Below are 14,509 nucleotides of genomic sequence, written 5' to 3'. Positions count from 1 at the left end.
CAGATATTGTGTCTTTGGGGATTCTCATGTATACTAGATACGGTGTGGAGTTTAGGTGCTGGAATATGGCAGGAGGATTTTGCATGAAAGGCTTTGTGACAATGATCTTTATCTTGTTTGCTGTTATTGCGGTCAGCATCGGATATATGAATTACAATCGAGTGAATGAAAAATGGCAGAACTGTACAGAGGAAACAGATGGAATTGTGGTAGGTTTTAAAGAGAAAATATCCATGTCCAGCAGCGACCGTATCTTATTTCCTATTGTTGAATATTATGTAGATGGGAAAGGATACCGGATTACATCCGGCAGCGGGACCAATCGTCAAAAACTAAAAGAGGGGCAGGCTGTGACGATCCGGTATAATCCCGATAAGCCGAAGCAGATGCTGATAGAGGGGTACAATAATAAATCTACGATGTATCTGTGTATGGCGATAATGGCTATGGGGGTGGCGATCCCTGTGTGCTCGATCAGGATGGTGTGGAAAAGTACATAGAGAGACTGTGGTTCAAGGCGGTGCATAACGTTGGAATTCAACGGAATTGCATCGCCTTTTCTTGTCAGATTTTCAATTAAAATACTAATATATTAGTTGACCAATTCGCGGAGGAGCGGTATAATAGGAACATAAGATACCGTAAGGCGCCTGTGAAAAACAGGGGAATTTTAATTTGAGAAGGAGGATTTACAAGATGAAAATGACATTCAGGTGGTTTGGGGAGAACAGCGACGCGGTGAAGTTAAGCCAGATCCGTCAGATCCCGGGTATGAGCGGGCTGATGGGTTTTCTGGATTACAAGGCGGCCGGCGAGGTCTGGACCGAGGAGGAGATCAAGGCGTACATCGACCAGGTGCACGAGGCCGGGCTGGAGTGCGAGGTGATCGAGAGCGTCAACGTCCATGAGGACATCAAGATGGGCCTGCCCACCCGCGACGAGTATATTGCAAATTATATCACCACCATCCGCAACCTGGCAAAATACGGCGTGAAGGTCATCGTCTACAACTTTATGCCGGTATTCGACTGGCTGCGTACCGACCTGGCCCATCCGATCGAGGAGGATGGCTCCAACAGCCTGTACTTCGACGAGAAGGATTTGGGGACCATGGGACCGTTAGATCTGGTGAAGAAGACGGTTGAGGACTGCAACGGATTCTCACTTCCGGGCTGGGAGCCGGAGAGACTGGCAGAGCTTGAGAAGACCTTAAAGCAGTACGAGGGCATTACCCCGGATGACCTGCGCGCAAACTACAAGTATTTCCTGGATGCGATTATTCCGACCTGTGAGGAAGTGGGGATTCGGATGGCGTGTCATCCGGATGATCCGGCATGGCCGATCTTCGGACTGCCGCGTATTGCTCACAGCCAGGAGGATTTTGATAAGATCTGTGCACTGAATGACTCCACGGCCAATGGCCTGTGCCTGTGCACCGGCTCTCTGGGATCCAACCCGGACAATGACATCCCGGCGATCATCCGCCACTTTGGCGAGATGGGACGGATTCCGGCGATGCATATCCGCAATGTCAAGTACCTGGGACATCATCATTTCCGTGAGGCCAGCCATCTGTCCTGCGAAGGCGATCTGGACCTGTTTGAGATCGTGAAGGCAGTATATGATACCTGTCCGGATGCATATATCCGCCCGGACCATGGCAGAATGATATGGGACGAGGTTGGCCGTCCGGGATACGGGCTGTACGACAGGGCCCTGGGTGCGACTTATTTAAACGGGCTGTGGGAAGCGATCGACAAAATGTCCCGGAAGTGATTGCGGTCCGGCAATAGCGGATGGAACATGGTACAGCAGAATACAGTACAGTAGAAAGCAGTATAGTAGAAAGCAATACAGTAGAAACAGGCAGGGAGGGCGCATCATGTTTATAACAGGACGTTACCCCCATGAGAGCGGGCGGGATTACGCCATGCGCGTAATTCGGGACAATATCATCCGGCTGGAGCTGGAGCCGGGAGCGGCGATCACGGACCGGGAGCTGGCGGCGGAGCTTGGCCTTTCCAGGACCCCGGTGCGGGAGGCGCTTCTGGATCTGGCGAAGGTAAAGATCGTGGACATCTATCCCCAGCGGGGCAGTTCGGTGGCCTATATCGATTACAGCCTGGTAGAGGAGGCCCAGTTTGTCCGCAGTGTGTTGGAGACCGCGGTGGTGCAGCTTGTGTGCGAACGGGCCACAGAGGACGATCTGGCACAGTTGGCGGAAAATATGGATCTGCAGGAATTTTATTACCAGCATGGTTCCTCAGAAAGGCTTTTAGAGCTGGATGATGAGTTCCACCGTTTGATGTTCCAGGTCGCCGGCAGAATGCAGGCGTATGGTATGATGAAAGGCATTACAGTCCATTTTGACCGGGTGCGGAATCTGGCGGTCAATACGGTGAAGGAGCAGAGCTGGCTTAAAGACCACCGGAGGATCTTAGAGGCGGTTCGGGACCGCGACCCTGACGCGGCGAAGCAGTGGATGGAGAAGCATTTAAGCCGTTATCAGGTGGACGAGGCGGCAGTGCGGGAAGCGTATCCGCAGTATTTCCGTCAGTGAGGTGGTGCGGTGACTGGTGAGGATATCGCACGAGAACCGGGCAGCAAGATTTGCAAGCATTTTAACAAAATATACATTTGAACAGAGGATTGAATTACACTATAATAAGGATATCAACTCGTTGTTAAAATCAAAAAAAGGAAGCGTGAATGGAATGAAACTGACATTAGCAGGAATCAAGGAACAGGCTGCATGGGAGGCAGCAGGAATCAAACTTCCGTCTTATGATGTGGAGGCGATCGCGGAGAATACAAGGAAAGCGCCGTCATGGGTGCATTTCGGAGCGGGCAATATTTTCCGTATCTTTGTGGGCGGCCTGGCAGACAAGCTGATCAGCCAGGGTGAACTGGACAAGGGCATCACCTGTGTGGAGACCTTTGACTTTGACGTGGTGGACAAGATTTACAAACCATACGACAATCTGGTATTGGCCGTGACCCTGAAAGCGGATGGCTCCACCGACAAGGAAGTGCTGGGCTCCCTGACCGAGGCTATCAAGGCACAGTCTGATGACGCCGGAGCGTGGAACCGGTTGAAAGAGATCTTTGTAAACCCGGGCCTCCAGATGATCTCCTTTACGATCACGGAGAAGGGCTATGCGCTGAAGAATTCCGAGGGCAATTATTTCCCGTTTATCCAGTCTGATATCGACAATGGGCCGGAGAAGCCGGGCGCAGCCATGGCGGTTGTGTGCGCGCTGCTGTTTGAGCGTTATAAAGCAGGCAAATACCCGATTTCCGTGGTTTCCATGGACAACTGCTCTCACAACGGCGAGAAGCTTCAGAGCTCCATCCTGACCATGGCGAAGGAGTGGGAGAAGAAGGGCTTTGTGGATGCAGGCTTTGTGGCTTACCTTTCCGATGAGAGCCAGGCGGCATTCCCGTGGAGCATGATCGACAAGATTACCCCAAGACCGGCGGATTCCGTTTGCGAGGAACTGAAAAAAGCCGGCGTGGAGGATATGGATCCGGTCATTACCTCCAAGAGAACTTACATTGCACCGTTTGTTAATGCAGAAGGACCGCAGTACTTAGTGATCGAGGATAAGTTCCCGAATGGTCGCCCGGCACTTGAAAAGGCCGGCGTTTACATGACCGACCGGGACACTGTAAACAAGGTAGAGCGCATGAAGGTTACTACCTGCTTGAATCCTCTGCACACGGCGCTGGCTGTATATGGCTGTGTGCTGGGCTACACCCTGATCGCTGATGAGATGAAGGATGTGGAACTGAAGAAATTAGTCCATCAGATCGGGCCGGTTGAGGGTATGCCGGTTGTGACCAATCCGGGCATCCTTTCCCCGGAGGCGTTTGTGGATGAGGTGATCAACGTAAGGATCCCGAACCCGTTTATGCCGGATGCGCCGCAGCGTATCGCGACGGATACTTCCCAGAAGGTAGGGATCCGTTATGGTGAGACGATCAAGTCTTACGTGGCGAAGTACGGCGACGCGAAGAAGCTGACTGCGATCCCGCTGGCTATCGCAGGATGGTGCCGGTATCTGCTGGCTGTGGATGATAAGGGCGAGAAGTTCGAGCTGTCCGCTGACCCGATGGTGCCGGAGCTGACCAAAGCCCTGGAGGGCATCGAGGTTGGAAAGCCGGAGACCTACACCGGGCAGTTGAAGGGGATCCTTTCCAACGCCAATATCTTTGGCATCGACTTATATGAGGCCGGGATCGGTGAAAAGATCGAGGGTATGTTCCTTGAGGAGATCGCCGGAGCGGGCGCTGTGAGAGCGACGCTTAAGAAGTATCTGGATTGATAGATGACGGGATAAAGGAATTGAAATAATGATATGCGGGAGGCAGTTGCCGTGATGGGCGGGCTGCCTCCTTTGTTGTTACTTAGCCGTTGATGCTGTGGTGATGTTGCTGCTTGTGCTATTCAAGGAAAATCACTGATTGACAGTAACACAGAAAAATATTATACTAAACACAATCTTCGCCGGAGATTCCATCTGGCAGGGTTCTGATAAATTCTATATTTATCAATGCCGCAGATTTGCGGAAGATTTCAAAACGACAGTTAAATAGAAAATGAAGGAGGGCAGTATTGCAATAACGGTACCAGATCAAGTATAATAAAAGGAGAAATACATATGGGTGATATTGCATATCAGAACAAGGATATCGCATCCAAGCTGACGGGAGAAACACTGGTTGGGAAGAACCTGGCTGTGTTTGGTCTGCCGCATTTGTCCATTACAGGCATCCTGCCGACGAATCTGCCGGCGATCGAGAGTAATGAGCTGCGGATCGACAACCTGTTTCAGCTGGAGGACGGTTCTCTGGCAATCATGGATTACGAGTCAAAATTTGTCAGAGAAAATTTTATTAAGTATCTGAATTACATTGCCAGAGTGCTGAAGCGTTACGCAGGCCAGGACCGTTTACATGAGGTGTGGAAGATCAAGATGCTGGTGCTCTATACGGCGGATGTGGAGCGGGCAGAAGAAGTGTATGACCTGGGCGGCCTGACGCTGCAGGTGGAATCCGCATATCTGGTCCGCCAGGACACAGAAGAGATCTACAGGAGACTGGACGAGAAGCTTCTTGTGGGAGCGCGGCTTGACGAGGAGGACCTGATGCAGCTTATGATCCTGCCGCTTACTGTAAAAGGCAGACAGGATAAGCAGGTCATGATCGAGCGGTCCGTAGAGCTTGCCCGCCGGATTCCGGAGCGGGATCAGACCTTAAGAGCCCTTGCAGGGATCCTGACGTTCTCTGATAAGGTGATCGATGAGGCATACAAGAACCGAATAAAGGAGGAGATGAGGATGACACAGATCGGTCAGATGATCTTTGAAGATGGGGTGATTGCCGGAAAAGCAGAAGGAGAGGCAATTGGGAAGGAGATCGGAAAGAAGATTGGGAAGGAACTCGGAAAGGAACTCGGAAAAGAGATCGGTGAGGAAAACTTTGCAGCTCTGACGGAACGGCTTATTGAGGATTCCAGAATGGAAGATCTGGCGAAAGCAGCAAGGGATAAGAACTACCGCGCGGTTCTATTCCGTGAGTATGGGATCAAAGCGTAATCACACAGGATAAGACCGGTGGGGAATTGAGCAGCAGGGGCATGCCTGCACAGGCTCAATTTCCCGCCGGTTTTATCAGTTACGCCTCAATGCTTTTTGCAATGCTGTGATTCGGCTTCCAGCTTTTATCTGAAGTTTCTTCTTTCGTCCCCTCCTTGAAATTCAGTACCCGCGGCATGATGAGCAGTACTGCGATGAAGGATAAGATATCTGCTGCCGGTGCGGAATACAGCGGTCCGGTGATCCCCAGATACCGCGGCAGGATCAGTACCAGCGGAACACTTATGACGAAATCACGCAGCAGGGAAAGTCCCATGGAGAGGAAGGGTCTGCCCAGGGCCTGTAGAAAGATGCTGGTGGATTTTTGAATGCAGCAGAGCAGGATCGTGCTCAGAAAGATCCGGAAGGACAGGACGGCATACTCGTTGTAAAGCGCGCTCTCGCTTCCGAAGATCCCGATGATCTGCATGGGGAAGCACTCAAATAACATGGTGGAGACGACCCCGATCACCCCTTCTGCCAGGATCATTTTCAAATAGATCTCTTTTACCCGGTGATATTTCTTTGCGCCATAATTGAAGCCGATGATCGGCTGGCTGCCGGCGGCGATCCCCACTACAAATGCAATGACGATCTGAAATATTTTCATGACGATCCCTACCACGGTCAGAGGGATATCGGCTCCGTATTTGCTCTGCGCGCCATAAGAGACCAGGGTGTTGTTCATGACGGCCATGATCACGATGATGGAGAGCTGTGTTAAAAAGCTGCTGGTACCTAACGGCAGAAAACGCTTTAAAATGCTGCCTGCAGGACGGAAGCTGGTGTTTAACAGCTTAAAGGATGACGAGTGGGTCAGATACCATACGGCAAGCAGGGCAGATACGATCTGTCCGGCAATGGTGGCGAGGGCTGCGCCCATCATGCCCCAGCCCAGTACAAAGATCGCGATCGGGTCCAGAATGACGTTGATGACTGCGCCCGCAAGTGTGGATAACATGGCAAACCGGGGATTGCCGTCTGCGCGGATGATGGAACTCATCCCATTGGCAAACATGTAAAACGGAATGCCGGGAATAATGAAGTTATAGTATTCTGTGGCATAGGCGCGGTTATTCTCTGTCGCGCCGAAGGCGGTCAGGAATGTATCGCGAAAGAATGCCAGCGCCAGGAGAAACAGGATGCTGATCACCAGTATGACAGTGATGGCATTTCCAACGCTTTTGTGGGCGCTTTCCGGGTCCCTTCTGCCCTGGCAGATGCTTAGGAAGGCCGCACAGCCGTCCCCGACAAGCAGGGCAAATGCCAGGGCGATGACCGTAACCGGGAATACCACGTTGGTGGCCCCGTTTCCCAGATATCCGATCCTCTGGCCGATGAAGATCTGATCAACGATATTGTAAAGGGACGCCACCAGCAGTGACATGATGCAGGGAATGGAGAATTTCAGCATCAGCTTTCCGATCTTTTCCTCCGCCAGATAGTTATTAGAATGATTCATGTGTTTTACCTCCGTGAAATTGGTTTTAAGCGCAAAAAAATAGTGGTATCCGTAACGAGAGGCTTTCTCGTCATAGATACCACCATTCTTACAGGTGTATCTTAACACAATTTTCCGGTTCCGTGTAAGCACTTTTTTAAAAACAATATTCCATGAAACAGCATTCCGCGAAACGTTGTTACAGACCTTCCGCGATCTCGTACACCAGCCGTTCGGATTCAGCCCAGCCCAGGCATGGGTCGGTGATGGACTTTCCATAGCAGCCATTGCCGATCTTCTGGCTGCCGGATTCTATGTAGCTCTCGATCATCACGCCTTTGACGAAGCCGTGCAGATCTTCGGAGTGCCTGCGGCTGTGCAGGACTTCCTTGACGATACGGATCTGTTCGATGTACTGCTTGTTGGAGTTGGAGTGGTTGGCGTCCACGATGCACGCAGGATTGATCAGGCCCCGTTCCATGTAGAGACGGTGCAGCAGCATCAGATCCTCGTAGTGGTAGTTGGGCAGGCACTGTCCGTGTTTATTGACAGCTCCCCGCAGGATCGTGTGGGTCCAGGGATTGCCGCCGGTCCTCACTTCCCAGTCGCGCATGATGAACTCGTGGCCGTGCTGTCCGGCCTGCACGGAGTTGAGCATAACGCTTAAGTCGCCGCTGGTCGGATTTTTCATGCCGACCGGTACATGGCAGCCGCTGGATACCAGGCGGTGCTGCTGGTTTTCTACGGAGCGGGCGCCTACGGCAATGTAGGACATGATATCGTCCAAATAGCTCACATTCTCCGGATAGAGCATCTCGTCGGCTGTAGAAAGACCGGTTTCCTTGAGCACCCGCATATGCAGGTTCCGGATGGCGTGAAGGCCGTCGGCCATACTGGGGCGCTTTTCCGGGTCAGGCTGATGGAGCATGCCTTTGTAGCCCTCACCGGTGGTACGCGGCTTGTTGGTATATACGCGCGGTACGATGACCAGCCGGTCCTTTGTGTCCTCCTGGAGCCTTATCAGCCGGCTGGCATAATCCAGGACGGAATCCTCGTTGTCCGCGGAACAGGGGCCGATAATGACTAAGAACTTGTCACTGGCTCCGCTTATGATATTCTTTACTTCCTCGTCCCGCTGTGCTTTCACGGCAACACAGTCGGACGGAAGTGGAAATTGCTCCTTGATCTCTGCCGGGGTAGGCAGCTTATTGATGAATTCAAATGACATATGATTTTCTCCTCGTCTCCTCGTTTCCGGAATGTATCCGGTAAAATCCGTACAAAAATAGAATGCCTGTTCATTATAATATGCCAAAACAGAAAATGCAACGAAATCTGCAAAATCTGGTGTGAGAAACTCAAGAAAAGTCGTAATTGACAGTTATGCAAAAAAATACTATACTGAATACAATCTTCGCCGGAGATTCCATCTGGCAGGGTTCTGATAAATTCTATATTTATCAATGCCGCAGATTTGCGGAAGATTTCAAAACGACAGTTAAATAGAAAATGAAGGAGGGCAGTATTGCAATAACGGTACCAGATCAAGTATAATAAAAGGAGAAATACATATGGGTGATATTGCATATCAGAACAAGGATATCGCATCCAAGCTGACGGGAGAGACACTGGTTGGAAAGAACCTGGCTGTGTTTGGTCTGCCGCATTTGTCCATTGCAGGCATCCTGCCGACGAATCTGCCGGCGATCGAGAGTAATGAGCTGCGGATAGACAACCTGTTTCAGCTGGAGGAAGGTTCTCTGGCGATCATGGACTATGAGTCCAGATTCGACCGGGAGAATTTTATCAAATACTTAAATTACATTGCCAGGGTGTTGAAACGCTATGCAGGCCAGAACCGGTTAAGCGAGGTGTGGAAGATCAAGATGCTGGTGTTCTATACGGCGGATGTGGAGCGGGCGGAAGAGGTGTATGACCTGGGCGGACTGACACTGCAGGTGGAATCCGCATATCTGGTCCGCCAGGACACAGAAGAGATCTACCGGAGGCTGGACAAGAAGCTTCTTGCGGGAGAGCGGCTTGACGAGGAAGACCTGATGCAGCTTATGATCCTGCCGCTTACTGTAAAAGGCAGGCAGGATAAGCAGGTCATGATCGAGCGGTCCGTAGAGCTTGCCCGCCGGATCCCGGAGCGGGATCAGACCTTAAGAGCCCTTGCAGGGATCCTGACATTCTCTGATAAGGTAATTGATGAGGCATACAAGAACCGAATAAAGGAGGAAATGAGGATGACACAGATTGGTCAGATGATTTTTGAAGACGGAGTGATTGCCGGAAAAGCAGAAGGAGAGGCAATCGGAAAGGAGATCGGAAAGGAGATTGGAAAAGAACTTGGAAAAGAGATTGGCGAGGAAAACTTTGCGGCTCTGACGGAGCGGCTTATTGAGGATTCCAGGATGGAAGATCTGGCGAAGGCGGCGAAGGATAAGAACTACCGTGCGGCTTTATATGGCGAGTATGGGATAAAGGCATAGCAGTTCAGTATGGGAGCATTTGTCAAATGTTTGGCAGCAGCAATGATTAAGAAGGAGCAGGTCATCGCTATCGTGCGGTACGATGACCTGCTCCTTCTTTTACTGATTATCTGAAGTCTGATCAGGCGGCCGGCATAATTCTGCGAAATATTGAAAGTAAGGTTGGCAAACCGGCAATAAAAAAGTATAATAGACTGGCAGAGAAGTGAAGCGGAAGAACGATTTGAAAGGCAGATAAGGAGGGAACAGGGATGCGTATAGGTGTTGTGGGCAATGGAATGATCGTGGAATGGATGTTCCGGGATATTAAGGCGCTGCCGGATGTGACGGCGGAGGCCATCTGTGTCAGGGAAAAAAGCCTGGAAAAGGGCAGGGAACTGGCGGATAAGAACGGAGTGAAAGACGTATATACTGATTATGGGGTATTTTTGGAAAAAGGAGATTTTGACACGGTCTATATCGGGATTGCAAACCATATGCATTATGCCTATGTGAAGCAGGCTTTGGAGGCAGGAAAGCATGTGATCTGTGAAAAACCGTTTACGGTCACGGCGCAGGAGACGAGAGAGCTGTCAGACCTTGCCAGGGCAAAGCGGTTATTTTTGTGGGAGGCGTTTAAGATCCCTTATTCCCCGATCTTTCAGGCCGTGCAGGAGCATCTTTCCGATATTGGGGAGATCAAGATGGCGCAGTGCAATTATTCCCGGATCTCCAGCCGTTATGGGCGTTACCAGGCTGGAGAGGTCCTGCCTGCCTTTGATCCGGAGTGCGCAGGCGGATGCCTGTACGACATCAACCTTTATAACCTGCATTTTGTGACGGGGCTGTTTGGAAAGCCTGCGAAGGTTCATTATTTTGCCAACCGCGGGTACAATGGGATCGATACCTCAGGGACAGCGATCCTGGAATACGACGGGTTCCATGCAGTCTGCACGGGAGCGAAGGATTCTTCCAGCCCCTGCTACGGCCTGGTACAGGGAACCGAGGGCTGTATCCGGGTGGAGGGCGCGGTCAGCTCGGCGCCGTATGTGGAACTGATCACGGCGAAAGAAACCAGGCGTCTGGCGGATGACCCGGAGAATGGCGTACTGACCGGGGAGTTCAGGGAGTTTGCAAAACAGCTTCATGAGGGAGATCTGGAATCCTGCTATAAGATGCTGGATCACAGTGTGATCATGATGGAAGTGGTGGATGAGGCGGTAAAGGATATGTAGTCTTCTGGTGCCATAAGCTTATGATGTGGACAGGAATTGATATGAACAGAAATTGATGTGGGAAGGAATGCAAAAAAGACTTAAAATATAGAGAACAGAAAGAGGAGACAACAATGGAATCCAGAATAGAAGAGACAGAGAAACGTCACAATAAAGGCTACAACTGCGCCCAGGCTGTGGCCTGCACCTACTGCGACCTGGTGGGCGTGGAGGAAGAGACCATGTTCCGCTTAACGGAAGCCCTGGGGCTTGGCATGGGCGGCATGGAGGGTACCTGCGGAGCGGTGACCGGGGCCTGTGTGCTGGCAGGTATGAAGCGAAGCAGCGGCCATCTGGACAAGCCGGACAGCAAAGCGGCGTCCTATAAACTGTCGAGGGAGATTGTCCGCCAGTTTGAGGAGAGGACCGGAAGTGTGATCTGCAGAGAGTTAAAGGGAATTGAAACCGGAAAGGTGCTTCATTCCTGCGCAGACTGCATTAAAGATGCGGCCGGGATCGCGGAGAAGGTGCTATTTGAAGAAGAATAAAAGTGACTGTAGGAGAAACTGAACAGTTGCAGATAAAGAATACTGAAGCCTCCCGGAAGAGAGGGGTCAGAGGAAGGGGGCGCCCATGAAAGAGGAGATGGAAAAACTCCTGGAGCTGGTTAATGAAAAGCAGTTCCGAAGGGTGAAAGAACAGTTGGCGGAGGCGAATGAGGCAGATATCGCGGAGCTGATCGGGGAACTGGATGTGGAGAAAAAGGTCGTTGTATTCCGCATGCTTCCCAAAGAACTGAGCAGCGATGTATTTGCCTGTCTGGAACCGGAGGATCAGGAACACATTATCAACAGCATCGGGGACTATGAACTGAAATACATCGTTGAGGACTTATTCGTCGATGATGCGGTAGATATGCTGGAGGAACTGCCTGCCAATGTGGTAAAGCGTGTCTTAAAGATCGCCACGCCCGATACCCGGAATCTGATCAACCAGTTTTTAAACTATCCGGAAAACAGCGCCGGAAGCATTATGACGGCGGAGTACGTGGGGCTGAAGCAGCGGATGACGGTGGAGGAGGCATTTGCCTATATCCGTAAGAACGGCGTGGACAAGGAGACCATATACACCTGCTATGTGATGGACTCCAAGCGGGCTTTAGAGGGAGTCGTGACGGTCAAAGACCTGCTGATGAATCCCTATGAGACGGTGATCCGGGACATTATGGACACCCATGTGATCAAGGCGGTGACCACCGACGACCAGGAGGAGGTCATGGACATGTTCCAGCGCTATGACCTTTTGAGCCTTCCGGTGGTGGATCATGAGAACCGGCTGGTGGGTATCGTTACGGTTGACGATATCGTGGATGTTATGGAACAGGAGGCCACGGAGGACTTTGAAAAGATGGCGGCTATGGCGCCCAGTGAAAAGCCCTATCTAAAGACCAGTGTGCTCCAGCTTGCTAAAAACCGGATCCTCTGGCTGCTGATCCTGATGATCAGCAGTATGGTGACAGGAGGCATCCTTGCCAAATATGAGAATGCATTTGCGGTGATCCCGCTGTTAGTTACCTTTATCCCAATGCTGACAGACACCGGCGGCAATGCGGGAAGCCAGAGCAGCACCCTGATCATCCGTGGTATGGCGGTCGGTGAGATCGAGACGGCGGATATCTTCCGGGTGATCTGGAAAGAACTGCGGGTCGGCGTAGTGGTCGGAATCATCCTCGGTATGGTAAACTATGTGCGCCTTGTCATCATGTATCCGGGCAGCGAGATGATCTGTCTGACCGTGGTCTTAAGCCTGTTTGCCACAGTTTTGCTGGCGAAGACCATCGGCTGCGTGCTGCCGATCGCCGCAAAGGTGCTGAGACTGGACCCGGCCATTATGGCTGCTCCGCTGATCACAACCATTGTAGATGCGTTCAGCCTGGTCATCTATTTCCAGCTGGCGTGCAGATTGCTGAATTTATGATGGTTTACCTTTCTCCTTTTGGGACAGCAGCAGACCGGCCAGGGTCAGCGCAATGCCGCAGACAGCTGCCGGCGTAACGGACTCTTTTAAGATCAGCCCGGAGGTGACCGTAGTGATGACCGGGACAGCGTAGATATATACGCTGGTTTTCACAGAGCCTAAGCTGCGCACCGCATAGTTCCAGGTTACGAAGCAGAGGGCGGAGGCTCCAAAGCCTAAGAATACCAGGTTGAGCAGGTTGGTGGTCTGGAACATGTCGGACGGCTGTACGTCAAATCCCATCCTCCAGATCACCGGCAGCATAAAAAGGATACCAAAGAAAAAGGTCCGCCGGGTGCTCTGGATCACAGAGTATCCGAAGTTGCCGATCATTTTCGTCAGGATGGAGTAAAGCGCCCAGAGGCCCGCCGCGGCTATGGCTAACAAATCCCCGGTCAGGCTTAATTTCAAGTCGGAACTGCCCTGGAAGCTGATCAGGCAGATCCCGCACATGGCTACCAGGAAGCCCAGATAGAACCTTGCGCCCGGATATCTTTCCCGGAGGACCAGGCAGCTTAACAGGGAAGTGAAGAACGGGGCCATGGAGACCATGACACTGACATGGGAGGTCAGCGTATAGGTCAGGGCGATATTTTCAAACAGATAATACAGGGTTACGCCGCATAAGCCGGCGGCAGCGAAGCACCAGTCCTGCCGCCGGTCTTTTACGTGCAGGACCCGTGGGCAGACGCACCACAGGGCAAGATAGCCGATGACAAAGCGGATGAACAGGATCTCAATTGGGGAAAATGCATCCAGCAGCACTTTGGTAGAAATGAACGTGGTCCCCCAGACCACGATGGTGAAGATGGCGGACAGATGGCCTGCGGTTTTTGTGCGGGCAGGGGATGCCGAAGCAGCCGTGGAGGTGTCGGTGGTCATAATGATGCTCCTTTTTCTGTAAAAATTTTCTGATACTGTTTCGGCGTCAGTCCCGTATATTCCTTAAAGAAGTTGGTAAAATGGCTCTGGTCGGAGAAGCCCGTATTGACGGCGGCATCCACCGGAGCCATGCCCTGTTCCAGGAATTTTCTGGCGCGGCCCAAGCGGATGGTCTGCAGGTAGCGGTAGGGGGACACGCCCACCTGTCTTGTAAAAGCCCGTAAAAGATAGGATTTTCCGAAGTTCGCCATGGTCAGCAACTCATCCAGGGAAATATTTTCCGCAAAATGCTCCTCCATATAACCGCACAGCATCTTTACCTGGGCGTCCGGTTCAGGCGGAGCCAGATGCTCAAAGGGGGTAGAGAAATCCTGGAGGATCTGTTCGAGAAGGAAGTAGAACGCCTCCTCCTTTTTCAGCCGCGCTTCCCGGTGCAGGATGGCGTCGTACAACTCCCCGATGGAGCCGGCGATCTCACTCTGGCGCACTACATTCTGGGTGAAGCGGGGCGTGTAATCCTGCCCGGTGATCTCCCGTGCGGCCTGGATCATAATATCGACATCGATATTGACGGCCCGGTAATCCAGGATTTCCCCGTTTACCGGAGCGCAGCAGTGATTATCACGAGGGTTAAAAAGGATCATATCCCCGGCAGTCAAGTCATACTCCTGGTTCCTGCACCAGAGATGCCTGCTCCCGCCCTCCACGAACCCGATCACATAATACTCATGGAAGTGGTTGGGGAATTTCTGGACGATCCCGCTTAAGTTGTATGCTTCAATCTGCAAATCCCGGTCATAGTATACATGACGCTGTTCCTGAATGGATGGCATAAAATTCCTGCTT

13 protein-coding genes are annotated in these 14,509 nt (G+C 51.7%); 9 read left to right on the top strand and 4 right to left on the bottom strand.

Going from position 1 to position 14,509, the window contains the following annotated elements; genetic code table 11:
• Positions 1 to 83: 83 nt before the first annotated feature.
• The 5 genes from AB1I67_RS21110 (at position 84) to AB1I67_RS21090 (ending at position 5,597) form a co-directional block, all read left to right on the top strand.
• On the top strand, positions 84 to 500 hold the full coding sequence (locus AB1I67_RS21110; protein ID WP_367032234.1) for a DUF3592 domain-containing protein: 417 nt from the start codon (positions 84 to 86) through the stop codon (positions 498 to 500).
• A 196-nt stretch (positions 501 to 696) separates the two neighbouring features.
• Positions 697 to 1,776 (top strand): mannonate dehydratase, encoded by a 1,080-nt coding sequence (gene uxuA / locus AB1I67_RS21105; protein ID WP_367032233.1) that lies wholly within the window; start codon positions 697 to 699, stop codon positions 1,774 to 1,776.
• Between the two features lie 106 nt (positions 1,777 to 1,882).
• Positions 1,883 to 2,560, top strand: a complete 678-nt coding sequence (locus tag AB1I67_RS21100) for a GntR family transcriptional regulator (RefSeq protein WP_367032232.1) — start codon at positions 1,883 to 1,885, stop codon at positions 2,558 to 2,560.
• A gap of 154 nt (positions 2,561 to 2,714) precedes the next feature.
• Positions 2,715 to 4,325: a mannitol dehydrogenase family protein gene (locus AB1I67_RS21095; RefSeq protein WP_367032230.1), complete on the top strand. Its 1,611-nt coding sequence runs from the start codon at positions 2,715 to 2,717 to the stop codon at positions 4,323 to 4,325.
• Positions 4,326 to 4,661: 336 nt separating this feature from the next.
• The gene (locus AB1I67_RS21090; RefSeq protein WP_367032229.1) at positions 4,662 to 5,597 is read left to right on the top strand and encodes a hypothetical protein; all 936 of its coding nucleotides are present in this window, start codon (positions 4,662 to 4,664) and stop codon (positions 5,595 to 5,597) included.
• 79 nt (positions 5,598 to 5,676) lie between these two features.
• Here the strand turns inward: AB1I67_RS21090 and AB1I67_RS21085 are convergent, their stop codons facing one another.
• A complete protein-coding gene (locus tag AB1I67_RS21085) occupies positions 5,677 to 7,098 on the bottom strand; it encodes an MATE family efflux transporter (RefSeq protein ID WP_367032227.1) in 1,422 nt (473 codons plus the stop codon).
• Positions 7,099 to 7,276: 178 nt separating this feature from the next.
• On the bottom strand, positions 7,277 to 8,305 hold the full coding sequence (locus AB1I67_RS21080; protein WP_367032225.1) for a 3-deoxy-7-phosphoheptulonate synthase: 1,029 nt from the start codon (positions 8,303 to 8,305) through the stop codon (positions 7,277 to 7,279).
• 343 nt (positions 8,306 to 8,648) lie between these two features.
• Between AB1I67_RS21080 and AB1I67_RS21075 the strand changes: the two genes are divergently transcribed.
• From AB1I67_RS21075 to mgtE, 4 genes are all read left to right on the top strand, one after another.
• Positions 8,649 to 9,572 (top strand): hypothetical protein, encoded by a 924-nt coding sequence (locus AB1I67_RS21075; RefSeq protein WP_367032223.1) that lies wholly within the window; start codon positions 8,649 to 8,651, stop codon positions 9,570 to 9,572.
• 251 nt (positions 9,573 to 9,823) lie between these two features.
• A complete protein-coding gene (locus AB1I67_RS21070) occupies positions 9,824 to 10,786 on the top strand; it encodes a Gfo/Idh/MocA family oxidoreductase (protein WP_367032221.1) in 963 nt (320 codons plus the stop codon).
• 113 nt (positions 10,787 to 10,899) lie between these two features.
• Complete coding sequence (locus AB1I67_RS21065) at positions 10,900 to 11,313, top strand: C-GCAxxG-C-C family protein (protein WP_367032220.1); 414 nt, start codon at positions 10,900 to 10,902, stop codon at positions 11,311 to 11,313.
• Between the two features lie 85 nt (positions 11,314 to 11,398).
• A complete protein-coding gene (mgtE, locus tag AB1I67_RS21060; protein ID WP_367032218.1) occupies positions 11,399 to 12,742 on the top strand; it encodes a magnesium transporter in 1,344 nt (447 codons plus the stop codon).
• Here mgtE and AB1I67_RS21055 read toward each other — a convergent pair.
• A complete protein-coding gene (locus AB1I67_RS21055) occupies positions 12,737 to 13,663 on the bottom strand; it encodes a DMT family transporter (RefSeq protein WP_367032216.1) in 927 nt (308 codons plus the stop codon). The two genes, mgtE and AB1I67_RS21055, sit on opposite strands and share 6 nt — an antisense overlap.
• Positions 13,660 to 14,496, bottom strand: coding sequence for an AraC family transcriptional regulator (locus tag AB1I67_RS21050; protein WP_367032214.1), 837 nt, complete (start codon positions 14,494 to 14,496; stop codon positions 13,660 to 13,662). The genes AB1I67_RS21055 and AB1I67_RS21050 overlap by 4 nt, the downstream gene beginning before the upstream one ends.
• Between the last annotated feature and the right edge of the window lie 13 nt (positions 14,497 to 14,509).

Source organism: Clostridium sp. AN503 (assembly GCF_040719375.1).
GTDB lineage: Bacteria > Bacillota > Clostridia > Lachnospirales > Lachnospiraceae > Brotaphodocola.
This window is presented reverse-complemented; position numbering and strand designations above follow the sequence as displayed.